At 52.2% G+C, this 23,571-nt stretch carries 25 protein-coding genes and 1 tRNA gene; 6 read left to right on the forward strand and 20 right to left on the reverse strand.

The window, feature by feature from the left end; genetic code table 11:
• Nucleotides 1-26: 26 nt before the first annotated feature.
• The 5 genes from QMZ30_RS21670 to QMZ30_RS21690 all read right to left on the reverse strand — a co-directional run bounded on the left by QMZ30_RS21670 (nucleotide 27) and on the right by QMZ30_RS21690 (nucleotide 2,303).
• Complete coding sequence (locus QMZ30_RS21670; RefSeq protein WP_039327770.1) at nucleotides 27-206, reverse strand: YodC family protein; 180 nt, start codon at nucleotides 204-206, stop codon at nucleotides 27-29.
• A gap of 180 nt (nucleotides 207-386) precedes the next feature.
• Nucleotides 387-521: a hypothetical protein gene (locus QMZ30_RS21675; RefSeq protein WP_283228962.1), complete on the reverse strand. Its 135-nt coding sequence runs from the start codon at nucleotides 519-521 to the stop codon at nucleotides 387-389.
• Nucleotides 522-557: 36 nt separating this feature from the next.
• Entirely contained in the window at nucleotides 558-1,469 is a 912-nt protein-coding gene (locus QMZ30_RS21680) for a DUF808 domain-containing protein (protein WP_283228911.1), read from the reverse strand.
• A gap of 11 nt (nucleotides 1,470-1,480) precedes the next feature.
• Nucleotides 1,481-1,756: a hypothetical protein gene (locus QMZ30_RS21685; protein WP_283228912.1), complete on the reverse strand. Its 276-nt coding sequence runs from the start codon at nucleotides 1,754-1,756 to the stop codon at nucleotides 1,481-1,483.
• A gap of 70 nt (nucleotides 1,757-1,826) precedes the next feature.
• Nucleotides 1,827-2,303, reverse strand: coding sequence for a very short patch repair endonuclease (locus QMZ30_RS21690; protein ID WP_039327778.1), 477 nt, complete (start codon nucleotides 2,301-2,303; stop codon nucleotides 1,827-1,829).
• 126 nt (nucleotides 2,304-2,429) lie between these two features.
• Here QMZ30_RS21690 and dcm point away from each other — a divergent pair, with 126 nt between their 5' ends.
• Both dcm and QMZ30_RS21700 read left to right on the forward strand, forming a co-directional pair.
• Entirely contained in the window at nucleotides 2,430-3,833 is a 1,404-nt protein-coding gene (dcm, locus tag QMZ30_RS21695; RefSeq protein WP_283228913.1) for a DNA (cytosine-5-)-methyltransferase, read from the forward strand.
• A gap of 162 nt (nucleotides 3,834-3,995) precedes the next feature.
• The gene (locus QMZ30_RS21700) at nucleotides 3,996-5,597 is read left to right on the forward strand and encodes a methyl-accepting chemotaxis protein (protein WP_283228914.1); all 1,602 of its coding nucleotides are present in this window, start codon (nucleotides 3,996-3,998) and stop codon (nucleotides 5,595-5,597) included.
• A 42-nt stretch (nucleotides 5,598-5,639) separates the two neighbouring features.
• Here QMZ30_RS21700 and QMZ30_RS21705 read toward each other — a convergent pair whose 3' ends face one another.
• Both QMZ30_RS21705 and QMZ30_RS21710 read right to left on the reverse strand, forming a co-directional pair.
• On the reverse strand, nucleotides 5,640-5,888 hold the full coding sequence (locus tag QMZ30_RS21705; RefSeq protein WP_039336835.1) for a hypothetical protein: 249 nt from the start codon (nucleotides 5,886-5,888) through the stop codon (nucleotides 5,640-5,642).
• 76 nt (nucleotides 5,889-5,964) lie between these two features.
• Nucleotides 5,965-6,663 (reverse strand): phosphohydrolase, encoded by a 699-nt coding sequence (locus QMZ30_RS21710; RefSeq protein WP_058972730.1) that lies wholly within the window; start codon nucleotides 6,661-6,663, stop codon nucleotides 5,965-5,967.
• Between the two features lie 591 nt (nucleotides 6,664-7,254).
• Here QMZ30_RS21710 and QMZ30_RS21715 point away from each other — a divergent pair.
• The 4 genes from QMZ30_RS21715 to QMZ30_RS21730 all read left to right on the forward strand — a co-directional run bounded on the left by QMZ30_RS21715 (nucleotide 7,255) and on the right by QMZ30_RS21730 (nucleotide 10,235).
• On the forward strand, nucleotides 7,255-7,932 hold the full coding sequence (locus QMZ30_RS21715; protein ID WP_039336839.1) for an ASCH domain-containing protein: 678 nt from the start codon (nucleotides 7,255-7,257) through the stop codon (nucleotides 7,930-7,932).
• 272 nt (nucleotides 7,933-8,204) lie between these two features.
• Nucleotides 8,205-8,972, forward strand: coding sequence for a DgsA anti-repressor MtfA (gene mtfA, locus QMZ30_RS21720; RefSeq protein WP_283228915.1), 768 nt, complete (start codon nucleotides 8,205-8,207; stop codon nucleotides 8,970-8,972).
• 103 nt (nucleotides 8,973-9,075) lie between these two features.
• Nucleotides 9,076-9,151 (forward strand) — tRNA-Asn (locus QMZ30_RS21725).
• A 157-nt stretch (nucleotides 9,152-9,308) separates the two neighbouring features.
• The gene (locus QMZ30_RS21730; RefSeq protein ID WP_283228916.1) at nucleotides 9,309-10,235 is read left to right on the forward strand and encodes a sugar phosphate isomerase/epimerase family protein; all 927 of its coding nucleotides are present in this window, start codon (nucleotides 9,309-9,311) and stop codon (nucleotides 10,233-10,235) included.
• A 90-nt stretch (nucleotides 10,236-10,325) separates the two neighbouring features.
• On the opposite strand, the gene QMZ30_RS21735 is transcribed toward QMZ30_RS21730, so the two are convergent.
• The 13 genes from QMZ30_RS21735 to QMZ30_RS21795 all read right to left on the reverse strand — a co-directional run bounded on the left by QMZ30_RS21735 (nucleotide 10,326) and on the right by QMZ30_RS21795 (nucleotide 23,518).
• Nucleotides 10,326-10,484, reverse strand: a complete 159-nt coding sequence (locus QMZ30_RS21735; RefSeq protein ID WP_283228917.1) for a hypothetical protein — start codon at nucleotides 10,482-10,484, stop codon at nucleotides 10,326-10,328.
• A 21-nt stretch (nucleotides 10,485-10,505) separates the two neighbouring features.
• On the reverse strand, nucleotides 10,506-11,828 hold the full coding sequence (locus tag QMZ30_RS21740) for an MFS transporter (protein ID WP_283228918.1): 1,323 nt from the start codon (nucleotides 11,826-11,828) through the stop codon (nucleotides 10,506-10,508).
• A 134-nt stretch (nucleotides 11,829-11,962) separates the two neighbouring features.
• A complete protein-coding gene (locus tag QMZ30_RS21745) occupies nucleotides 11,963-12,817 on the reverse strand; it encodes a sugar phosphate isomerase/epimerase family protein (protein WP_283228919.1) in 855 nt (284 codons plus the stop codon).
• Between the two features lie 294 nt (nucleotides 12,818-13,111).
• Nucleotides 13,112-13,789 (reverse strand): PKHD-type hydroxylase YbiX, encoded by a 678-nt coding sequence (ybiX, locus tag QMZ30_RS21750; RefSeq protein ID WP_283228920.1) that lies wholly within the window; start codon nucleotides 13,787-13,789, stop codon nucleotides 13,112-13,114.
• Between the two features lie 50 nt (nucleotides 13,790-13,839).
• Nucleotides 13,840-16,119, reverse strand: a complete 2,280-nt coding sequence (locus QMZ30_RS21755; RefSeq protein WP_283228921.1) for a catecholate siderophore receptor Fiu — start codon at nucleotides 16,117-16,119, stop codon at nucleotides 13,840-13,842.
• A gap of 331 nt (nucleotides 16,120-16,450) precedes the next feature.
• Nucleotides 16,451-16,618 (reverse strand): hypothetical protein, encoded by a 168-nt coding sequence (locus tag QMZ30_RS21760; RefSeq protein WP_283228922.1) that lies wholly within the window; start codon nucleotides 16,616-16,618, stop codon nucleotides 16,451-16,453.
• A 134-nt stretch (nucleotides 16,619-16,752) separates the two neighbouring features.
• Nucleotides 16,753-18,165, reverse strand: a complete 1,413-nt coding sequence (locus tag QMZ30_RS21765; protein ID WP_283228923.1) for an EmmdR/YeeO family multidrug/toxin efflux MATE transporter — start codon at nucleotides 18,163-18,165, stop codon at nucleotides 16,753-16,755.
• A 120-nt stretch (nucleotides 18,166-18,285) separates the two neighbouring features.
• Nucleotides 18,286-19,035, reverse strand: coding sequence for an ABC transporter ATP-binding protein (locus QMZ30_RS21770; protein WP_283228924.1), 750 nt, complete (start codon nucleotides 19,033-19,035; stop codon nucleotides 18,286-18,288).
• On the reverse strand, nucleotides 19,028-19,903 hold the full coding sequence (locus QMZ30_RS21775) for an ABC transporter ATP-binding protein (RefSeq protein WP_283228925.1): 876 nt from the start codon (nucleotides 19,901-19,903) through the stop codon (nucleotides 19,028-19,030). Before QMZ30_RS21775 ends, QMZ30_RS21770 begins: the two co-directional genes overlap by 8 nt.
• Nucleotides 19,896-21,179, reverse strand: coding sequence for a high-affinity branched-chain amino acid ABC transporter permease LivM (gene livM, locus QMZ30_RS21780; RefSeq protein ID WP_283228926.1), 1,284 nt, complete (start codon nucleotides 21,177-21,179; stop codon nucleotides 19,896-19,898). Before livM ends, QMZ30_RS21775 begins: the two co-directional genes overlap by 8 nt.
• 10 nt (nucleotides 21,180-21,189) lie before the next feature.
• A complete protein-coding gene (locus QMZ30_RS21785; protein WP_039336852.1) occupies nucleotides 21,190-22,104 on the reverse strand; it encodes an ABC transporter permease subunit in 915 nt (304 codons plus the stop codon).
• 78 nt (nucleotides 22,105-22,182) lie between these two features.
• Nucleotides 22,183-23,298 (reverse strand): branched-chain amino acid ABC transporter substrate-binding protein, encoded by a 1,116-nt coding sequence (locus QMZ30_RS21790; RefSeq protein WP_283228927.1) that lies wholly within the window; start codon nucleotides 23,296-23,298, stop codon nucleotides 22,183-22,185.
• Between the two features lie 19 nt (nucleotides 23,299-23,317).
• Entirely contained in the window at nucleotides 23,318-23,518 is a 201-nt protein-coding gene (locus QMZ30_RS21795) for a hypothetical protein (protein WP_283228928.1), read from the reverse strand.
• Nucleotides 23,519-23,571 lie beyond the last annotated feature (53 nt).

Below are 23,571 nucleotides of genomic sequence, written 5' to 3' on the forward strand. Positions count from 1 at the left end.
ACGGTGATTGCCGTCCCGAATAACGTTCAGCTGGCCAGCTGCTGCGCGGTCGACAGGTGACTCAGTTCGTCACTGCGGAACGCCTCACGACGCACACTGTAGCCATCATACCAACGACACTCTACCATTCCGCTGGCATAGCCGGTCACCACCATCGTGGGTCCGCCCTCTTTCTGCTGAACTTCGTCACTGATCGCAAAGGTCATACCGCGCCCTCCCTTTTTCCGTTGAATTAACGGATTAGGTATAGCAGCTGCGCAGGGTTTTTGCCTATAGGATATTGCTATTACTGTGACGAATTCGGAATAAGCAGTTAAAAATGTTGTTTATAAAAAAAGCCGATAAAAATTATTATCGGCTTTGAAGCGGTTTCCCGGGTGGGAAAATCAAATTTTGCAGCCTTCGCAATCAGCTTCGTCGCTGATATCTGTCGGAACTTCATTGGCTTTTTCCGCCGCTTTGGCTTCAGCCTGTTCCAGTTGCGCATCGATATCAAACTCAAACATATCGTCGTTCATCATCGTTCTCCTGACCCGTGATTAGAAATTTCCTGCGCTTTATACCGATTTTCCACGCAGTTTAGCAATCAGATTTACCGCCAACAGCACGATCGACCCAATGATAAAACCGAGCACCAGATTGGCACCGTTGCTCAGAAGTGCCGATACCACACCATTAAAGCCGCCGCTGTATTCCGTGATGGCGTGATGCAACGGCGCGATGCCATGCACGATGATGCCGCCGCCCACCAGGAACATGGCCACCGTACCGACCACGGACAACACCCTCATTAACCAAGGCGCTAACGCCAGCAGTGCACCGCCGGTCGCCTGCGCCAGCGTGGAGGACTTTTCTCGCAGCCAGTAACCAAGATCGTCGATTTTGACAATCATCGCCACAATGCCATACACCCCAATGGTCACCAGAATCGCAATACCCGCCAGAATCAATACCTGGTTCAATAACGGCGCTTCAGAAACGATCCCCAGGGTGATGGCCACAATCTCCGCGGACAAAATAAAGTCGGTGCGCACCGCACCTTTGACTTTATCTTTCTCGAACTGCCGCGGATCCTGCTGTGCCAGCTTGTCGAGGCGTTGTTGACGCGCTTCCGGCGTGCTTTCGGCTTTATCGTGATTCAGGCTATGTAATACCTTCTCGACACCCTCATAACAGAGATACGCCCCGCCCAGCATCAGCAATGGCGTAATCAGCCAGGGGGCAAACGCTGAAATCACCAACGCCAACGGGACCAAAATCAATTTGTTTAAAAAGGAGCCTTTTGCCACGCTCCAGACCACCGGCAGTTCCCGGTTGGCCTTAACACCGGTGACCTGCTGCGCATTGAGTGACAAATCATCACCCAATACGCCCGCAGTCTTCTTTGCAGCAACCTTGCCCATCACTGAAATATCATCAAGCAAGGTCGCAATATCATCCAGAAGCGTTAATAAACTGGTTCCTGCCAAAATAGTTATCCTTATTCCGGTTCGTGATCCTGACAACAGGGGCAACGCTCAACCGCCGTTACCGTGATATCGGCGATGCCCGCACAGTCCCATTCAACGCGAAGTGTCTGCCCGGCAACATCATCCGCATGAACATACTTGCTCACCGGACTTTCCGTCATCCCACTGATCTCCTCAGTGGCCACCAACTGCTCACCCAGATAGATGCGTGCCGTTGCATGGGTGTTCACCATCCGCTCATCGCGGAGTTGATACAAGCGTTTGACCGTCAGTTTAATGCTGCTCATGGCTCTATTCCGCGTCCCAGAGAAAGGGGTGATCTAAACTGTTCTGGTGGCTAAAAGCAACAATCACGCGCTACTCTTCGCGATAGTGATGCAACCCCTGATGATCAATTTCACCGCTGTGCGTAGCGGCAAGCAGCCACTCCTCCAGCCGTTCAATCAGTGCAACGTCTTCCAGTCGCAGTTTACCGCGCAACGCACACTCCCAGACGATCAACACTTTCCAGCCACTCTGCTGCAATTGCTGGATATAGCGACGATCACGCTCAACGTTACTGTTGATTTTTCCGGCCCAGAATTCGGTGCGCGTGGCGGGCATGTTAAATAAATAGCAGTGGTGACGATGCCAGAAGCAGCCATGCACAAAGATGATCGCTTTCTGCTGCGGCAGCACAAAATCGGGGCGGCCCGGCAGCGCCTTATCCTGCACGCGATAGCTGAACTCGCGATCTTTTAGAATCAGCGCAATACGTTGCTCAATCGCCGTATCCTGTTGACGAATGGCGCGCATATTTTTGCTGCGGATGTTTTGCGGGTGGACGTCTGCCATGGCGTCTCCTTTTAATGGGGCTCCTTCAACTTTAGCGGTTTAAGGCAAAAGCGAAAGGCACGCGCAACAAGTGTGTGAATGTGCGATGAGTGTTAGCATAGTGGCTTCACTGTTAAGGAAAAACGCATGCTTGCTATCGACCCCGCCGCAACCGTCTCGCCCTCCCCGTTTACTGCTGCTCCGGATGACGCAACATCGCTGTTAATGCAGGTGCTCGATATCTATGCCGCGCGCGATCTGGTGCAGACCTTAACCGAGGCTGGCGGCCGAGACTGGAGCATCCCGCGGCTGAATCGTATTCGTCAGGGAAAAAGTGCCGCACCCGCGCTCTCCAGCAATGAGGTGGAAAGCCTGCGGTCTTTGCTGCCATCACGCCCCGCCCATTACGACGCAGCTAAATTCCAGTTTGTCGATCTGTTCGCCGGCATCGGCGGCATTCGCCGTGGCTTTGAACAGATCGGTGGGCAGTGCGTCTTTACCAGCGAATGGAACAAAGAAGCGGTTCGCACCTATAAAGCCAACCACTATAGCGATCCGGCACGGCATCAGTTCAACAGTGATATTCGTTTGGTGACACAGCCCGCAGGACTTTCTGACGAAGACGCAATTTACCAGCACATCGATCAAACCATTCCAGACCATCAGGTATTGTTAGCCGGTTTTCCTTGCCAGCCCTTTTCACTGGCGGGTGTGAGTAAGAAGAATGCGCTGGGTCGCGCGCACGGTTTTGAATGCGAAGCCCAGGGCACGCTGTTTTTCGATGTCGCGCGCATTCTGGCAGCCAAGAAACCGCCGTTTTTCGTGCTGGAGAATGTGAAAAACCTTAAGAGTCACGACAAGGGCCGCACCTTCGCCATCATTATGGCGACGCTGGATGAACTCGGATACGACGTGGCCGATGCTGCCGATAACGGCTCGCCCGATGCGAAGATCGTGGATGCGCGTCATTTTTTACCGCAACATCGCGAACGTATTGTGCTGGTCGGTATTCGTCGTGACAGTGGATTGAGCAACGGCTTTTCACTGCGCGCACTCTCAACACTCTACCCGCAACAGGTGCCGTCGTTACACAGCCTGCTGGAGCCCGCGCCAGAGGCGAAATACATTCTGTCGCCAACGTTGTGGCATTACCTGTACCAGTACGCGAAAAAGCACAAAGCCAAAGGCAACGGTTTTGGTTTTGGCCTTAACGACCCGCATAACCCTAACATTTGCGTTCGCACTCTCTCGGCGCGCTATTACAAAGATGGTTCAGAGATTCTGATTGATCGCGGTTGGGATCAGGCTCAGGGTGAGGCAGACTTCCTGCATGCCAGTAACATGGCACGGCGGCCGCGTCGTTTGACGCCGCGCGAATGCGCCAGACTGATGGGTTTTGAAGCGCCGGGAGAATCATCGTTCCGTATTCCCGTCTCCGATACTCAGGCCTACAAACAGTTTGGTAACTCGGTGGTGGTGCCGGTTTTCGCGGCGGTGGCAAAGCTGCTTTCACCGCTGATCGAACAGTATCTTCTGACGCAAAAGCCGTAGCGATGGCCTTCAGGCCAATCGCTTGCGCGCAGGCACCGAGTTTATCAGGTCCATAATTTCCTTTAGGGACAGGCTTTGTGCTGTTTTGCACTGAATCGCGTTCCCTGTCACCAAACTGTCACGCCCGCTCCCAATACTCCTTTTTATTTTTGGGGGCGTTAGATGTCACTCCTTTCCGTTATCTCCTTACCGCTGCGTTTACGTGCTCGATTCTCATGGCGTATGCCATTATGGCTCACCAGTTTGCGCAGCCAGTTTTTGCTATTTATCGTGCTGTTCTGTCTGCTGCAATTTGCTGGTGTGCTGCTGCTGAGCAACCACGTCAACCAGACGCAAACCTCGTTGCAGCAAGCCAACCAACTTCGGGAAAGGCTGGCCCTGCTGGATAAAGCGCGCATTGAACTGCTGACCGCCAGTGATAACAGCCATCGCGCAGGTATCTACCTGATGCAGGATCAGCAAAGTGGCTCGGTTGATAGCTGGAAGAGTCTGGCCGCCGCCTCCGATGACTCGTTGAAAAAAGCCCAGACACTGTTTGCTGCTTATCATGCCAAAGCTGACAGCCCGTTAGCGCAAGGTTTTGCCATGCTGGCGGAAGGTTTGCAGGAGCAGTTAAAAGGCTTGTCAGCCAACGATATTAACGCCTTCTTTATGGTGCCGATGCAGGCCTTTCAGCAGCAGTTCAACGATGCCTGGTTCAGCGAAATCGAACAGGCCAACCACCAGCTGAACAGCGTTAACCAGAACACGCTGAGTACGCTGAAACAGAGCCGCAATATGTCGCTGATAGTCAGTGCCATTCTCATGGCGCTGTTGGTCTTGGCCTCCAGCCTGTTGATGCGAGGTGTGCTGTTACCGTTGCGACGCGCGAATAAGCAGTTGGAACAGATCGCCACCGGCGATTTGGTGCCAGGCCATGATACGCCGCGCCGTCAGTCTTTGGAGACGCGTCAACTGTTCCAGACCATTGAATCCATGCGCAGCGGTTTGCAACAGATCGTCAATGATATCAATACCGTTGCAGTCAGTGTTGCCGCCGGTGCTGAGGATATGCAGCAGCATAATGAACAGGTGATGCAGCAACATCAGGCGCAAAACGCCAGTTTCCATCATCTTTCACAGCGTTTGCACCGTGTTTCAGAAGAGGTAGAGGTCGGTGCGCAGTTCTCACAACAGGCCACGCAGGAAGCTCAATCGGCTGACGCGCTGATGCGTAACTGCGCCACTGAAGTCGATAACATGGAACTCAAGATGCAGCAGATTGTGACCGCATCGGGCAATATCGCGGGGATTGTGGGCATGCTGGATAGCCTGTCGATGCAGACGCGTTTGTTATCGCTGAATGCCGCCATTGAATCAGCGCATGCTGGCGCTTATGGCCGCAGCTTCTCGGTGGTCGCGAAAGAGATGGGCATGCTGTCCCAGCAGAGTGGCGAATCAACGCGACAGATTGATGGCTTAATTCAGCACACTCAGCAGCATGTGAATGATGGTTTCGATAAAGTGAAAGCGCTGGAAGTGTTGTTCGCACAGATTAGCGCTGCGGTGTCGGGTGTGGTGACACAACTGGATGAACTACAGCAAAACACCACGGCGCAGAGCCACCGTGTGAGTAAGATTGCACATGAAGTGGTGGAGATGAGCCATCAGCTTCAGCAAAACGAAGCGTTGAACGCGCATCAGGTTCAGGCCGCCGCTCAACTCCGTGAACTCTCCGACCGCCTCGCCCAGCGCGCACAGCAATTCCGCGTTGATGCCGCGTGAAGGGCAGAGATAAATAAACCCGTCAATGACGGGTTTTGTCGTTTATTTCTTCTTTTTGCCTTTCTTCAACAGCGCACGCACCTGCTTCAGTTCAGACGCGGAAAGCTGTTCAGCCACCGCTTCTTCGGTATGCAGACTATCAACGGCCGGTTGCTCAACGGCATGTAAACTGGCCTGTAAGCGGTTAACGATCTCCTGACTCATGGAGATTTGGTTATCGGCGGCTAACTGTTTGATGTGCTCTTTCAGTGCCGGGTCAATTTTAATGGTTAAGTTAACGGTCTCGGTCATCTTCATACTCCCTTTTGATTTACAACAACGTAGCGGAAGAAGATGAAAGTTAACAGACTGTCATAAAAATTTAATATTAAGAGTGTATGGGACTGAAATCCCTTAATACTGACTCATCAATGGTGGTGAGATTGCCCTGTAATTCCGCACAGAGCTTGCCCATATACTGCACGAGAAAATCAGCATTATGCTCCGCCAGCAGGCGCCCCGCTTCGGTTTGCATCGTTTCCGGCAGACGTAAAAGTTTTTTCTGGAAATGGTCCAGGGTCCATTTCACATCATCCAACTCACGCTCTTTGCCTAAGGGATCTTCGCTGTCAAACAGCGGTCGTCCCAGTGCCCCTGCCGTGTAGAAAACACGCGCAAGGCCGATAGCGCCTAAGGACTCAAGGCGATCGGCATCCTGAACGATCTTTGCTTCCAGCGTTTGTGGCGTGATGCGCGCACTAAAACTGTGCGCCTGGACCGCATGGGCAACACCGTCGAGCAATTCCTGTGGGAAATCAGGGAAGTCCTGCTGCAGAATGCGACGCGTCTCCTCCGCGGCATAGGTCGATGCCAAATGGCGCTCGGGATGGTTTTTGGGCAGGTTGACCACATCGTGGAAGTAGCAGGCGGTCAGCACCACCATTGGGTCGGCTGCGCTGTGCTGCATGATGCGGTTGGCGCTCATCCAAACACGACGCAGATGCGCGATATCATGGGCTTTGTCGTCATGCAGCCAGTTTTGCTGCAGCCAGTTCTCGTAGCGTTGTTGCCAGCGGGTGAGTGACATCGTGCTTCTCCTTATTGCTGTTATAAAAGCACCGCTCAATCAGGGTGCTGCTCCTGGTAACATCATAGCGGTCTGGTCGTGACACTTTTTTTACATCCTTCCTGGATGTGCAAAGCGTAAAAAATGAGACTCCGATCTTGTTATAGCGCTGTTAATGCACGTTTCCCAGCACAGATCACGTTTTAAGCATTTCCTTAGCGTCGTTTTAGTTAATTAACTCTGTTAAACATGAGTAATCTATTTTGACCATCAACAATTTTCACATTGCTGAGATATTCCAGTTAAACGTGCTGATTAACTTCTCGATAAGGCGATAATCACCCACGACTAAATCCGAAAAGATTCCCATCGTGGCCGTTATAACGTACTGTATAAGGGATATTTCCCGCTCAGCATTGCCTGACGTGCTGCTATTAGCACGCATTTTGCTTATGAGCCATTTTTAAAACCGGAATATGCAGGAAAAGCCTGATACTAAGGCGACAAATTATTAAGCAAATCGATTCAAACCCATTATGCTGATTCTCACATCTGCGGATGCGGATGTTTCGTCGAAGTTCTCCGGGTTAGTGACACTACATGAGGTACGTAATGAAAGAACGGCCGATTCTTTTTTCCGAACAGCGGGTCCGCGCCCTGCTTGTTGGCCAGCAAACGCAAACCCGGCGCATCATGAAAACTCAGGCTTTTGGCCCGGGTCAGGATCATCACGAGGGCGTACATGCATTCGACGTCAGTGCTAACCATCTTCACGGCTATAAGCTGATGTCGATGTCGGATATCAGCTCTCATTGTCCGTATGGACAAGTAGGCGATCGCTTATGGGTTCGTGAAACCTGGCGCGGCCCGATCGTGCCAGAGGAGCAACTGCCCGAATACGAGCGCGATCCCCTGCCCTTCCGTACGCCTGCTTTTTGCCAGTATCGAGCGGACAGCAACGAACTCGGTCAGTTGGATGAAGATCTCCAGGACGCTGAACAGTTTGGCTGGCAGACCGCGATCCATATGCCACGCTGGGCCAGTCGAATCAGCCTGGCGATCACGTCCGTGCGTGCCGAGAAAATTCAGGACATCAGTGAAGATGACATCATGGCCGAGGGCGTGCAGACCGATACGCACTTCCTGAATAACTTCTTCACCATGAATATGAATGCGGAATCCCCCAAAGAGGCCTACCGCAAGGCGTGGCAAAAGCAGTACGGTGCCACCAGTTGGGAGGTGAACCCGTGGGTGTGGGTGATCGAATTCCAGCGTCTGGAGAAAGACTAACCACTTCCTCATGACAAGGTCGCTGCATAGAGCGTAATGCTTGTCAGTCCAGCGCCTGACGGTCGCCATGAAGGGTGATCCAACAAGAATGAATGCGGTTTTTTGTAAGGTGCGCAATGCTGCGCACCTTTTTATTTTTCTCCCGCTTTGCCACGCCAATCACAGACAATTTCTGTAGCAACTGATTGAATATCCGGCTTTGATTCCGCGCTGGTAATTTTCATCTTGCCGCGCCAGGATAAACCTTTCCGCCCTGCAGAGTGAGTCGCGCGATGTTTAAATGGCCATGGAATGCGCAGGTTGATGCAACAGTGACGGCGCTACCCTGGCAGCAGGCGTTAGCGCAGCCTATTTTCTCTTTGCTGACAGCAGAAGAACAATCCACTCTCACTGCGCTTGCGCAGCGCTTCCTGCAACAGAAGAAAATCTCCCTGCTGCAGGGTTTACAACTCAATGAACTGCAACTGGCACGCCTCGCGTTGCTGTTTTGTTTGCCGGTGTTAAAGCTGGGGCTTGAATGGCTGGATGGCTTTCACGAAATCCTCATCTATCCCGAGCCTTTCAACGTCAACGATCACTGGGAAGATGACAGTGGACTGGTGCACCATGCCGCTGCTGTGCATGCCGGTCAGAGTTGGACACAAGGCCCAGTGGTGTTGAATGCGTTGGATATTCAAGACTCTTTCGACCTGTCAGGCTACAACCTGGTGATCCACGAAGTCGCACATAAGTTAGATGCGCGCGGCAGCGGCTACACCAGCGGTATCCCGGCCATTGCGTTGCGAGACGTCGCACAATGGGAAAAGGATTTGCTCGCCGCAATGGAAGAGATTGAAGCGGAGGTTGAACTGGTAGGCGAGCAAGCGGCAACTATCGATCCCTACGCAGCCAGCGATGCTGCCGAATGCTTTGCCGTGCTGTCAGAGTACTTCTTTAGTGCACCCGATCTATTGGCACAACGATTCCCTGCCATGTATCAGCACTTACAGCAATTTTATCGTCAGGACCCTGTAGCCCGTTTGTCCGTGGATTCTGCTTAAATCGCGATCGCTTTGTACTTTTGCTAGCCAGTTGAATACAAATGTGTTTTTAGCTGTTGACACATAAAGGGGGTGCCATTAATATGCGCCTCGTTCACACGATTCCTCTGTAGTTCAGTCGGTAGAACGGCGGACTGTTAATCCGTATGTCACTGGTTCGAGTCCAGTCAGAGGAGCCATATTTAGAGAAGCCCGCTCAGGAAAACCTGAGCGGGCTTCTTGCTTTTCCGCTTAAATCCTTGAAAATTGCGATCCCTGTCATAATGTGACAATGCTCATAAGAACATAAGTTGTTCATCTGTTCATTGGCCTCTAAGCTGATTAAACACCCGCTTAGTGATCTTTTTAACAGGAGGCGATGTCTGGATTATGGCGACAACTCTTTATCCTTCCGCGCATCTTGCAGAACTCTTCTTTCCCATCACTCATGATGAAGAAGCCATGCTGCAGATCATCAGTAAAATAGCCACAAGTCATTATTATCAAGGGTTTGAAACCGGCATTATTCACCACCCCACTATCGCCAAAAAGATCTCTTCTCTGGCTCAAGAGCATCATTTGCATGTCACCCAGTGGCTCACGTTTGAGTTACTGAAACAAGATTTAAACCTGAGTAGTCTTGATAGTGAGCTTCGTACAAAATCAATCCGTCGTGCCTGTGAATTGGTCCACATGGCTGCGGAGTGCGGTACAACGAAACTGTCATTGGTCAGCGGCAGCGATCCCGGTGATGCACAACGCCCTGAAGCGATGAAAGGCTTCAGTGAAGCCATCGTGCAAATTGGCGAAACCGTCAACCAATATGAAGGAATGATTCTCCAGATCGAACCGCTGGATCGTTTTGCGCATAAATGTCAGTTAATTGGCCCAACGGATGAGACCGTGGCATGGATGAAACAGCTGCGCCCAGATTGCCCAAACCTCTATCTTGCATGGGATAGCGCGCATGTTGCACTCAATCAGGAAGACCTCACTGAATCGCTGACACTCGCTGCACCCTTTATTTCACAACTTCATCTGGCAAATGCCATTCTTGACCCGCAGGCGGCTGGATTTGGTGATTATCACATGAAGTTTGGCGAGCCCGGCTTTCTCACCCATGACACTGCTGCACACATCATCCACACCGCTCGCAACCTACCGCTGCCTACCGAACTTGGCCCGATTTCTATCGCAGTGGAGATGCGAACGACCGCGCAGGATGACCTGTGGGACAATGAGCAACAATGCCGGGCTTTTTTGCAGCGTGCGGGTATCGCTTAAGCATAAGGGGGAATGAGCCCCCCCTATATATTAATATATCGGGGGTCAGCAGTGGGCTACCCGCTTGATAAGCAGAGATATTATCCAGCACTAATTTTTCCATTGCAGCACGTGTGGCGTAGCTAAAACAATATCGATTGCTTGTTCATCTGGCGGTTGCAAATCTACAAGTTCAACCACGCTATTATTGAGTGACAACTGATCAACCAAAGTTTGCGGCACTTTATTCACGCGCAGTATTAATGGCATACACTTCCCTAAAATGAACAACTATTTTTGGAATGATAGCTGACCATCTTTAGTCGGCAGTTTATTGAAATTAATACAGAGTGTGCCCAGCGTATAACAACCGGCACAAATGGCGAAATAGACCAGAACGCTTTCATAACTTCCGGTCACTTGCAAAATGATTCCGACCAGAATCGGTACAAGGATGCCGGCACAACTGTTAGCCATATTCATAAAGCCCCCCACCATGCCCACACGGTCTTTCGGTGCCAAAATAGCTGGAAAACTCCAATACAGACTACCGAACATCATAAAGAAGGCAGCGATGGATAACAGCCCTACTGCCAGATTTGGATTTTTAACCGTCGCTAACGCATACAACACACCAAGGCCCACCAATCCCGATACTGACAATAAGCTTTTTAGTGCAACGTTGTGACTCATCCCTTTTTTCACCAGGTAATCAGCAAAGAAGCCGCTGAATAAACAACCGGCGGTACCCATAATAAAGATTAAGAAAGTCGAATTACCAATTGAAGCGAGTTGTAACCCTTGCGCCTGAGCCAAGTAACTCGGTCCCCATGTCAATAATCCCCAGTACACCATGCCCCATGAAGCGCGCCCAACCATGATGGCGATCATGGTAAACCAGCTGATGCCAAGCCCTTTGGTGGGTGTGATGTCGGTATTCGTCGCCGATCCATCAACATTGCCCGCCGCAATGTAATCGACCTCTTGCTGACTCACTTTAGGATGTTCCGTTGGACGGTCACGTAGTATCCGCCAGGCAAAAAATCCCAACAACATGGTGAACAGGCCCACCACCACAAAGGTCACGCGCCAGGAATCCAGCACAACGATCAAATGTGCGACAATAATCCCGCCAATGGCCACCCCCAGCGGACTGCCTGAATCCATAATCACAGCCCCACGACCACGTTCTGATTGCGTCAGCCAGGTGGAACTTAACTTCGCGCCGCTTGGCGATACTGGCGCTTCCATGGCACCTAAGCCTATACGTGCAAGGATCAGGCTAAGCCCGCCACTCGCCAAACCAATAATGGCCTGGAAGAACCCCCAACCAAACAGCGCGCCAGTAATAATTTTTCTCGGCCCATAGCGATCGAGTAACCAGCCGCCAGGAATTTGTAATAACGCATACGACCAGAAAAAACTGCTGAGTATGAGGCCTTGCATCGTTGGTGAAAGATGGAATTCATCTTTAATGTAAGGCATGCCAATTGATAACGTGATTCGGTCCATTAAATTAACGGCTAACAGGAAGAACATTGTGGCAAATATCGCCCAGCGAAATTGGGTCGGTTTGCCGGATTTTGGTGAGGCATTCAATGTAGAGTCAGACATAATTAACCTTCAGTTTTGAAATCGTTAAACATCGGATTATTCAAAGAAGCTTAAAGTACGCTTTACTTTTGGATCGAAAATGCACAGGTAAAACCCGCTGATGAATCCATCAGCGGTTATTATCACAACGTTTATTATTGACTGACTGGATTATATCCCAGCCATTCCTCTAGTTTTTTTCGGGACTGTATTAAGACGTGGAGACTGACATCCGCATCCACGGGTAATTCACCGCGTAGCGGATAACTGTCTCTTTGTCGATGCATACGTAATGGAATTTCCAGACTGCAAGGAAGATTTAATTTTTCCAGTGCGCTGAGCATCGGTACATAATTGAGCTGACCATATCCCAGCGGGGTGAAATGGACTTCACCGTCGACGATATTCAAATCCTTAAGATGACAGTGCTGTGCACCCGGCAACATCGCGATGCCTTGTTCAATCGCGTCTACCTCTGGGCAGAGCGAAACAATGTTGCCGGCATCCACATTGAATGCCACCGCGGGATGATTAATTTCATTAAGTAAGGAAAAGCCATCATCTGCTAATTGAAACACGTCATAATTCGGATCTCCCCCGTTTTCCAGACAGATGACACATCCATGGTCAGCAGCGACAGGCGCCAATTCTTTTAGATTTGCAATAATCTGCTGGCGGTCTTCTTTACGCCCAACGCAAATATTAATCCACTTAGCGCCAATCAAATTCGCAAAGCGAATCCGGCGTTTAAACTGGGCAACAGCATCTGTCGAGCCCATGTTCATGGTGGCACCGAAGGATCGTGTGCCTAACTGATGCTTTTCCAGTAACGCAGCGACCTGCCTGGCGTTTTCTTCGCCGAATAATTCAGGCGGCATCTCCCCGACATAGCCTTGGTTATAGGCCAGTTCCACATAATGAAAGCCTGCTTTCTTAATGGTGCTGAAAGCCACATCCATATCTAAACCGTCAAACATCGCCGTGTTTACGCCAATTTCCAGCTTACTCATGATGCCCTCCCTATTGAACTAAAGTTCAGCATATGACCGTATGAACACTTTTAGCAAAAAACAGAAACCCGAAAGCGCGAGTGGATCACGAAAGGAGACTTTGATGGAAATATGCGGGTTTGCGGTGATGAACTCGAGGGCAGTCAACGTAGAGGGATGTTGTCAGTCAGGCAGGATTGAGTCGCCATAAATGGCGACCCTACGCCGAACGTGCTCGGTTTACATAGGGTGGGTATGAAGTGCAAACCGGGCGCATGGGTAACACGTTAGACCGCTCCATGTGCGGTCAGGGGATTACACTTCCGTCCAGCCACGCAGCAGGTTGTGGTACATATTCAGCAGCGACAGTAACTCTTCGCTGTCTCCATGGCGCGCTTTCAGGCTCTGGATATTACGGTCCAGCTCAAACAGCATCGCACGCTGTTTATCATCACGCACCATCGACTGAATCCACAAAAATGACGCCACACGGGCACCGCGTGTCACGGGTGTCACGCAATGCAGACTGCTGGACGGATAAAGCACCAGATGCCCGGCAGGCAACTTCACTTTGTGTTGGCCGTAGGTATCTTCAATCACCAACTCGCCGCCGTCATAGCTGTCCGGTTCGCTGAGAAACAGCGTGGCGGAAAGATCGGTACGCATCCAGCCCGCCGCGCCGTTATGACGTACCGCACCATCAACGTGAAAACCGTAGGTTTCCCCCTGCTCGTAACGGTTAAACAAGGGTGTCGAAATCGATCGCGGTAACGCGGCAGAAAAGAACAGCGGGTTGGTGTTCAGCGCCTGCATCACCGCCGCTTGCAGTTGATCGTAAAGCGGCGTGCGTGTGTCAATCTGCTGGTTGTTTTTGACCGTCGCCCCCTGACTTCCGACCGTTGCACGTCCGTCAATCCACTCAGCCTGCTGTAACAGCTCACTGAATTTCGCCACCTCTTCCGGTGCCAGTACGGCGGGAATGTGATACATCATCGCGTTGTTCTCTCAAATAAAAATGGGGCGCACACGCCCCATGTTAACACTTAGAAGTGGACGTTTGCCGTCAACAGGAATGTACGTGGTTCACCCGGATGATAGCGGTAGCCACTCTTGTTGATCGAAGCAACATAGTTGGTATCGAAAATGTTATACACGTTGAACTGCAGATCGAGGTTGTTATTCACCTTATATCCCAGTTTGGCATCTGCCACCCAGTAGCCTTCGGTATGATCAGGCGTGCCGACTGCGCCATCACTGCCGCGACGCAAGCTGCCAACATAACGTGCACCTCCACCAACTGAAATGGCATCAGTTGCCTGATACTGTGTCCACAAGGTGAACGCGTGCTTCGGCGTGTAGGCAATCGAGGACGACCCGTCTTGTGCCACGGCCGCCCCCTCTTTCACGGAAGCGTGCTGCATGGTGTAACCGGCAATCACTTCCCAGTCAGGCGTGATGTTACCCGTGGCCGATAACTCATAGCCCTCTACACGCTTTTTGCCGGTCTGCGAGTAGGTGCCATCATCGTTAGCATCCACTTCGTTTTCAATATCAGTGCGGAACAACGCCGCATTCAGCAGCAGGCGTTTATCCAGCACTTGCCATTTGGTACCCACTTCACTTGACTTGGCTTTCTGCGGTTTAAAGTCGGTGCGGTTGGCACTGTTACCCGTGCCACCTGCCGCCAAGGCAAAACTGCTGCCGCCTGGAGGCTGTTGCGAGATGGCATAGTTAACATACACATTGCCCTGCTCTGTCAGACGATAGAGTGCACCGGCTTTCCAGTTCACCAGATTGCCTGACTTGGCGGTGTCAACCGTAGTGATTGGTGTACCTCGTGCCGTGCCCGCTGGGCAAGCCAACGCACCGCGTCCCGTGCCACCGCAAGCCGTCGCACTGTCATACTCGGTGTGGTAACTGTCGAGGCGGATGCCGCCATTCAACTCAAAGCTTTTGGTGATGGCTAAGGTATCGAAGGCATAAATACCGGTGGTGTCCGTCTGACCGTTGGCATTCGCGCCGTTACGATCCAGCCCGCCCACCGAGATACTGCTGATAGGGTGATAGATATTCACCGCAGGCGCAGTAATGGCGTTCACGCCGTAGTTGGTTTGATTCTCACGTGTGAACTCAACGCCTGCACTGATATCGTGCCCCACCGAGCCGGTATAAAACTTAGAGGTGATATTCGTCTGGTTGGTCAGAATACGGTTACTGACATCTTTCTGGTTGGCATTACGCGTCCAGGTCCAGGTACCGACATCGTTAAGATCTGGTGTGGTAATAGTGCTGCCCATCACCGCAGTCAGCAGATACTCCTGCTTCACTCGCGACCAGCGCGTGGTGTTGCGAATGGTGGTGCTGTCGTTCAGGTCATGCTCAAAGCGGATGGTGCCCGTATCGGTCGTCGATTTGTCGAAATCGGAATCGGTCCCGTAGTAGTTGCTGGTCGCCACTTTGCCTGAGTTGTTCAGCGCGGCCGTGGCGGCCGTTGGCGAAGAGTAGCCCGGCAAACCAATCGTTGGGATGCCGCCGTCTGGCGTATTGTTTTGATGCACGTGCAAATAGTTCAGATACAGACGCGTTGACGTATCCAGACCAAATGCCAGTGAAGGCGCAACGCCATAACGCTCGTTTTCCACGTTATCACGTGCCGCATCGTGGGTTTTCTCTCCCATCAAATTAAGACGGAAGGCGCTGTTATCGTTGATCGCCTGATTGTAATCAAGCGTACCACGACGCATCCACGCACTGCCGACACTGACAGAGGCATCCAGACCGGTATCCAGACGCGGCTGTTTACTGATCATGTTGATTGAGCCGGATGGCGCGCTGCGACCGTAATCGGTGCCGGATGGCCCTTTGATCACTTCAACCTGCTGCGTGTTAAAGGTGTCACGCGTCACGCTGCCAATATCACGGATACCGTCAACATAGATGCTGTTCGAGGTATCCATACCGCGCATATAGACGGCATCCCCTGTCGACGAGCTGCCGTTCTCACCGGCATAAAATGCACCCACACCTGGTACGTTTTTCAGCGCATCGGTCAGATTATTCACGCCTTGATCTTTAATCACCTGATCGCTGATCACTGTCATGGTCCGGGTGGTGTCCACCAGCGGGCGGCTAAATTTTGGGTCAGCAGAGGCGTTCGGCGCATACAGCGAGGGAGTCTGCGCGTTCACCACTAACGTATCGTCAGTTTTTTTGGTTGAGGTGTCAGCAGCCAGGCTGGCGGCAGGAGAAATACCAATACAGAGACCCGTGAACAAGGTCAGCGAATTGAAACTGCCAAACGGCAGAGTGCGATTTTTATCCATTTTAAAGGGAAGGTTTCTTATCGTTATTGACGCGCTTATCACATCCCATCAAGGCTAAAAGGCCGTTTTGGCATGCAACACCTAAATGATAACGCCAATGGTTATCATTTACTTTTCTATTTTTACACGCAATGTGAGGATTGGGAATACATTTCTTTACGTTAAGATTACAGAATCAATACGGTTGAATGAGACGGCGGGATGAGGCGAAATTTTTTCAACAAGAGGGAAAATACGGACAGAAAAAAACCGCTGGACATGGCAGCGGGTTTTTTATTGGGCAGTGCAGAGTTCATTCCAGTAGCTGTAGCGCATCACCTGAAGGAAGCGTTCATCTTTCATAGTAGCGGTACACCGATGGATGGAATTCAATGCCATACAATTGGCTAACTGGGATCAGCAAATCAATATGATTGCTGAGGTCAAACTCACGTTCCTCGCGCGGCTCAATATCAGCGTTAATTAAGCGGTTGAACCACTGCGACAGGATGGTTTTCATCGTCAGGCTCTCCAGTAATGGTTGACCGTGACAGTAAAGCGCATAGCGCGTGATAACCAAAACGATTAGATATGCGATGGAATCCCAGTTAATGCATATTGTGATGGCCGCACTCAGCAGCGGCCATCACACACCTATCCCCTGCTCTTTACCAGCATTCGATGATAGTTATTGAGCCATTTTCCGCTGGTCAAGCGCAGCCAGAAGAACACGCCGCGTACAGTCCAGTCGAGGAACATACCGAGCCACACGCCCACCACCCCCATGCCAAGCATGATACCCAGCACATAACCCGCCACCACGCGTGCGCCCCACATGCTAAACATCGACACATACATGGTATAACGCGCATCGCGTGCGCCTTTCAGTCCGGCAGGCAACACCCACGAAGCAGTCCAGATAGGCATAAAGGCGGCATTCAGCCAGATAAGGTGTTTCGTCACCTCGATCACTTCAGGATCGCGCGTATAGAATTTCGCCAGCGTGCCCGCTAAAGGCACCGTGATTAAGGCCAGCGTGCACAACCCAATCATCGCCAGCCAGAACACGTGTTTAATCTGCCTTTCTGCCTGCATCACCTGATTTTTTCCCAGGCGCTTGCCGGTAATAATAGTGGATGCCGAACCGAGGGCATTACCGGGCAAATTGATTAACGTGGCGATGGAGAAGGCAATAAAGTTACCGGCAATTTCATTGGTGCCCATACCCGCAACAAAAATCTGCGTCAGCAATTTACCGCCGTTAAACAGCACAGACTCAATACTGGCGGGTACACCGATCCCCAACACTTCCATCAGGATGTTACGATCCCAGCGACGAAAGTAGCTGGCGATGCTAATTCTGAGCGCAGGCGTGATACCACGATACAGCACATAAATGGCCGCAGCCGCACCGATATAGCGTGAGATGGTCAGCCCAAGCCCGGCCCCGACAAACCCCATGCCTTCCCACCCCATCGCACCGTAAATCAGCACACTACTGATCACGATGTTAAGGATATTCATGCCGCCATTGATCAGCATTGGAATTTTGGTATTCCCCGCTCCGCGCAGTGAGCCACTGCCAATCAATGCAATCGCTGCTGCGGGATAGCTCCACGCCGACGTTTGCAGATAGCTAAGCGCGAGCTCTTTCACCTTGGGTTCAGCGCTGCCGGCGATGCCATCAATGATCAAATGCCCCCAGAACTCAATCACGATCACCAGCACAAAGGCCAGCACCGTCATTAATCCCAGCGACTGGCGCGTCGCCGCACGGGCGCGTTTGCCGTTGCGTTTGGCAAGGCTGAAGGCCACCACCACCGTGGTACCCAGATCAATCGCCGCAAAGAAAGAGATAATCACCATATTGAAGCTGTCAGCCAGGCCAACGCCCGCCATCGCTTCCTTGCCCAGCCAACTCACCAGGAAAGTACTCAGGACGCCCATCAGCATCACGCACAGGTTTTCAATAAAGATGGGCACGGCCAATGGGGTGATTTCACGCCACAACAGCGTGCGATAAGAGCGACGTTTGGGATACCACGCCGTATTTCTGACCGCACGCATCACTGCTACGCCAGGATTTTGCAAGGGAGTACCAAATCACTTTGGAGAGGAAGAAGAGTAATAATGATGATAGGCCACTGAGAAATATGCAAAGTGTTTCCCGTCACCATTTAATCATTATTACAAACTTTTTGTCGCCACCACCGCAGGATCCGCTGCACCACCGAGATAGGCGCTACGCACCTCATCGTTATTTAGGAGTTCTTCCCCACTGCCGCTCAGTTTAATTTCCCCGTTGACCATGACATAGCCACGCTCAGCTAACTGCAGCGCATGACGAGCATTCTGCTCCACCAGAAATAACGTCATGCCTTGCTGAGTCAATTCGCGCAGGATGTTGAAGATCTGCTTCACCACGATCGGTGCCAGGCCCAGGCTAGGTTCATCCAGTAATAATAGCTTTGGGCGACTCATCAATGCCCGCGCAATTGCCAGCATCTGTTGCTCACCGCCAGAGAGCGTCATTGCGCGCTGCTTGCGCCGTTCCAGTAAGCGTGGGAACAGTTGATACATCCGCTCCTTGTCTTCTTTGACGTGGCGTTCACCTACGGCAATGGTGCCCATCAGCAGATTCTCTTCCACCGTCATATCAGGGAAAATACGCCGCCCTTCAGGTGCCTGAGCAATACCCCTGGCCGCGATAAAATGGGTGCTGCGGTGGCTAATCGATTCTCCGCGTAAGCGAATCTCACCGCTGGCAATGCGGGGTTGACCAAATATCGACATCAGCAGCGTCGATTTGCCTGCGCCGTTCGCGCCAATCAAGGCGACGGTTTCACCCTGGTTCACGGTCAATGACACCTGCTTGAGGGCCTGCACGGGGCCGTAAAACACATCCACCTGTTCAAAACTCAGCATCGGTTCAGCCATGCTCGCTCTCCTCATCGGCACCGAGATAAGCCGCAATCACTTTGGGATCGTGGCGGATTTGCTGCGGTGTGCCCTGCGCAATCACATCGCCATGATCCAACACCACAATGTGATCGGAAATACGCATCACCATCGGCATATCATGTTCAATCAACAGCACGCTAATACGGTGGTCGGCACGCAGGCGATGCAGAATTTGGCTCAGTGCATCGGTCTCGACCGGGTTCAGCCCTGCTGCGGGTTCATCCAGGCAGATCAATTCGGGACGCGTGCACATGGCGCGTGCAATCTCTAATCGCCGCTGTTGGCCATAAGAGAGCGTCCCCGCCAGCCGATTCGCACTGGAGACTAAATCGACGTTTTCCAACCAGTAAAAGGCGCGATCCAGTGCCCGGTTTTCCGCTTCCCGGTAACCTCGCGTATTCAGCACTCCCGCTAAAAGCTGTCGATTAACCTGCATGTGCTGCGCCACCAGCAGGTTCTCGACCACTGACATTTCACGAAACAGGCGGATGTTTTGAAAGGTGCGCGCCAGCCCAGCGCGATTGACCAGGTGGGCACCGCCGAACATTTTGTACCAGACTCGCGATCCCAGACGTGCGGGGTTGAGCCAATCCTGTGGGTGGATTTTCTGCCCCAGCACCTGAATCACGTCAGTGCTGCGCTGGTTAGCATTGAGCATAATGCGCCCGCCCGTGGCGCGATAAAATCCTGTCAGGCAATTGAACACTGTGGTTTTACCGGCACCATTAGGGCCAATCAGCGAGGTGACTGAACCGCGTTCTACAGAGAGGCTGACATCATTGAGCGCTTTGATGCCGCCGAAGCGCATCATCAGATTATCCACTTGCAGAATGGCATCACTCATGGCGCACTCCTTTTCTCACCGGTACGCCAACACGTGCGGTACGCACCAGGCCGCGCGGTCGCCAAATCATCATCAATACCATCAGCATGCCAAACAACAGGACGCGATATTCCGCAAAACTGCGCAACAGTTCGGGTGCCACGGTCAGCACAAAGGCCGCGAGCACCACGCCCAGCGTCGAGCCCATCCCCCCCAGCACCACAATCGCGAGGATCAATGCAGATTCGAAAAAGGTGAATGACGTAGGATTAACAAAGCCTTGATAGCTGGCAAAAAACACCCCGGCAATACCCGCGGTGGATGCGCCCAGCATAAACGCCGAAAGTTTTACCAGCACGTGGTTCAGCCCCATGGCGCGGCAGGCGATTTCATCTTCACGCAGCGCTTCCCAGGCGCGACCAATCGGCATGCGCGTCAGGCGATGCTTGATAAACAGTACCAGCAGCACCACCAGCACCAGCACCACGTAAATGAAGATGAACTTCATATTGGGGTTGTAATCAAGGTGGAAAAATTCGTGATAAGGCACACCACCGTCCCGCGCGCGTCGGGCAAACTCCAGGCCAAAAAAGGTCGGTGAAGGAACCGATACGCCGTTGGGGCCGCCGGTAAACGATAGCCAGTTGGTCAGCACCAGACGGATAATTTCACCAAAGCCCAGCGTCACGATCGCCAGATAGTCACCGTGCATGCGCAGCACCGGAAACCCCAGTAGCGCACCGGCAAAAGCGGCCAGCAACGCGGCAATCGGCAACATACTCCAGAACCCTAAACCAAGATATTCATACCCCAACGCCAGACCGTAGGCACCAATGGCGTAAAAGGCCACATAACCCAAATCGAGAAGCCCAGCCAGCCCAACCACAATGTTCAATCCAAGGCCGAGCAGGACATAAATCAGCCCGAGAATCGCTACGGTTAACAGATACTTGCTTGAGAGAAAAGGAAACGCCAGCGCCACCACCAGCAGTAGCGGCAACACCCAGCGCAGCCGCGAACGATGACCCGGTTCACGAACGTAAACGCCATCGTCATTGCCTTCAAACTTGCGTTTGAAACGCTGGCCAAAGGGCGTATGCAGAATCAGGCTGATAGCTAAGCGTCCCACCATCACCAGTCCCACCAGCAGTGCAACACGCTGAGGCGACAGTTTGAAGCTGTAGCCATCCAGCACCACCCCAACAATCGGACCAAACACCACCAGCGCGATCACGCCAGCCAGCAGTGTATCGAGCAGTGCTTCGCGCACGCCCGTACTTTGCGCCATTGCATTCATCGCGGCATCCTCACACTTTTGCAACCAGCGGACGTCCCAGCAGCCCCTGCGGACGGAAGATCAGAATCACCACCAGCAGAGCAAACGAGAACACATCTTTATAATCAGAGTTCACCAGCCCCGCGAACTGCGCTTCCGCCACGCCCAACAGCAACCCGCCCAACATGGCGCCCGGCAGAGAACCAATGCCGCCGAGAACCGCAGCCGTGAAGGCTTTGATGCCGATAATAAACCCGGCGTAGAAATCAAAGGTGCCGTAGTTCATGGTCACCAGCACGCCAGCCAACCCGGCCATCGCCGCGCCAATCACAAACACCAGCGAAATGACACGGTCGGTATTGATACCCAGAATCGAGGCCATGCGCCGATCCTGCTGCACCGCACGACAGATGCGTCCCAGTTTGGTGTATTGAATTATCCAGGTCAGTAACGCCATACCGCAGAAGGCAGCGATAAGGATGAACACTTTGGTCCAGGTTATCTGCACGATACCGCCATCAATCTCCATGCGCAGAACGCCTGTTAGTAATGTCGGAATCCCTTGTTGGTTTGGCCCCTGGCTCAACTGAACATAGTTCTGCAGGATCAGTGACATGCCAATCGCTGAAATCAGGGGCGCAAGACGCGTGGAGTTACGCAGAGGTCGATAGGCAATGCGCTCTATCGCCCAGCCGTAGGCGGCAGTGACAATAATGGTAAAAATTAACGTGCCGAAGATCAGCAGTGGAAAGGAGTGAATGCCAAAGTAACTCAGTAATGCCAGCCCTATCGCACACAGATAGGCGGAGATCATGTACACCTCGCCATGCGCGAAGTTGATCATGCCAATAATGCCGTAAACCATGGTGTAGCCAATAGCGATCAACCCATATACCGCGCCCAACGTCAGGCCGTTGATCATCTGCTGTATGAAGAAAGCGTCCATATATCTCTCGCACGTAAAAGGAACGCAGATTTCGCGTCCAATCGCGAAAAGCCCCGCCAGGCGGGGCCGCGTGTCATATTACAGCTGGTGATATTTACCTTTGTCATCCCACTGATAAACAACATAATCCGAGACTTTAAGGTCGCCCTTACCGTCCCAGGCTTTTTTGCCCATCACGGTATCGACACTATTGGCTTTCAACCAATCACTGGCTTTGGCGTTATCTTTACCGGCAGCTTTGTAGGCCGCAGCAATCGCCTGAACCGACGCATAGGCATAAAGGGTGTAACCTTCGGGTTCGAAACCGCTGGCGCGGAATTTCTCAATCACCGCTTTGCCATCAGGGATGGTGCGTGGGTCATTACCAAAGGTCATATACACGCCTTTGGTATATTGCGGGCCACCTGCTGCCGTCACCATCTCTTCAGTCACGATACAGTCACCGGAGAAGAAGGCGGCGTTGACGCCCTGCTCACGCATTTGACGCACTAACGGACCCGCTTCCGGGTGGCATCCACCGAAATAGACCACATCAGGTTTAACCGCACCGATTTTCGTCACTAATGCGTTGAAATCTTTTTCACCGCGAGACAGCCCTTCATACATCACCTCTTTCACGCCGCGTTTCTCTAACGCCGCTTTAGTGGCATCGGCAAGGCCTTGACCGTAAGTATCTTTGTCGTGGATCACCGCCACTTTTTTCGCTTTTAACTTGTCGATGATGTAATCGGCGGCGATTGCACCTTGCTGATCGTCACGACCACACATGCGGAACATGGTTTTCATGCCGCGCTCGGTGATTTGTGGGTTGGTGGAGCCGGGGGTAATCGCCAGCACACCGGCTTCGTCATACACCTCCGAGGCGGGCATGGTGGAGGATGAACAGAAATGACCGACCACTGCCATCACTTTGTCCTGATCAACCAGTCGGTTTGCTACCGACACCGCCTGCTTGGGTTCACAGGCATCATCCCCCTGCACCAACACAATTTTTTCGCCGTTAATACCGCCTGCGGCATTAATATCGTCGGCTGCCTGACTTGCACCTTTCCAGTACTGCGCCCCGTAGGTCGCATTGGGGCCGGAGAACGGGCCCGCTACACCAATCTTGATATCCGCTTGAGCGTAAAAAGCGACGCTCAGGCAACCTGCAAGTACCACCTTCACTGGGTGTTTGATGAATTTCAAAGACATGCTTTCAATCCTCAACGGGTCAGGAACGGAGCCATACCACGGCCTGGGAGAAATCAATTTCTGAAACTTTTGCAGCACTTTCAGTGGTCATCAGGACCACGATTAAGGAATAAGCAAGAAACTCGCCAAAGAAGACGGTCGGTGGCAGTTTTTGCAGTGGCATCGCGCCAGGGTAGAAGCAGCGCGAGGTGACATCCCTGCTAATCATAAACATAGCCACAGTTACGCCGCGCACCAGCACCGTGATGGTGCAGAATGCGGTCGATCACAGAT

The sequence above is a fragment of the Pantoea sp. EA-12 genome, from assembly GCF_030053355.1.
Classification (GTDB): domain Bacteria; phylum Pseudomonadota; class Gammaproteobacteria; order Enterobacterales; family Enterobacteriaceae; genus Pantoea; species Pantoea vagans_C.